Below are 830 nucleotides of genomic sequence, written 5' to 3' on the forward strand. Positions count from 1 at the left end.
TCCTGGAGCCTGTCATATTGCAGATACCGCTGCATGGTGTAGAGTTCCGTCATGGAGTTGGAGATGGGGGTCCCGGTGGCGAAGATGACGCCCCGGTTCCCGGTCAGCTCGTCCAGGTAACGGCATTTCAGGAACATATCGCTGGACTTCTGGGCGTCAGAGGTAGAGAGGCCAGCCACATTCCGCATCTTGGTGTAGAAGGCCAGATTTTTATAGTGGTCCGCCTCGTCCACGAACATCCGATCAACGCCCAGCTGTTCAAAGGTCACCACATCGTCCTTGCGGTGGTTGGCCTGCAACTTTTCCAGCCGGGCCTTCAGAGACTTCCGCGTGTGCTCCAGCTGCTTGATGGTAAACCGCTCGCCCTTGGCCCTCTTGACCTCCAGGATGCCTTCTTCGATGTCGTCGATTTGTTCTTCCAGCATCCGCTTCTGCCGTTCCGGGCTCATGGGTATCTTCTCGAATTGGCTTTGGCCGATGATGACGGCGTCATAGTCCCCGGTGGCGATGCGGGCGCAGAACTTCTTGCGGCTGCGCTTCTCGAAGTCCTTTTTGGTTGTCACAAGGATGTTGGCGGAGGGGTAGAGCCGCAGGAACTCCGAGGCGGTCTGCTCGGTCAGGTGGTTGGGCACCACGAAGATGGACTTCTGGCACAGGCCCAGGCGCTTGGATTCCATGGCGGCGGCAATCATCTCAAAAGTTTTGCCCGCGCCCACCTCATGGGCCAGGAGTGTGTTGCCGCCGTACAGCACCCGGGCGATGGCGTTGAGCTGATGGGGCCGGAGCTGAATGGCCGGGTTGATGCCGCTGAAGGTGATGTGGCTCCCATC

The 830-nt window shown here is 59.0% G+C and carries 1 protein-coding gene; it reads right to left on the reverse strand.

Translation table 11 applies throughout. The features are described 5' to 3' along the window. On the reverse strand, positions 1–830 hold an 830-nt coding region (locus B5F94_RS15970; protein ID WP_158100322.1), incomplete at both ends, for a DEAD/DEAH box helicase family protein.

Origin of the sequence: Flavonifractor sp. An4 (assembly GCF_002161755.1) — a bacterium.
In the GTDB taxonomy this organism is placed as follows: domain Bacteria; phylum Bacillota; class Clostridia; order Oscillospirales; family Oscillospiraceae; genus Flavonifractor; species Flavonifractor avicola.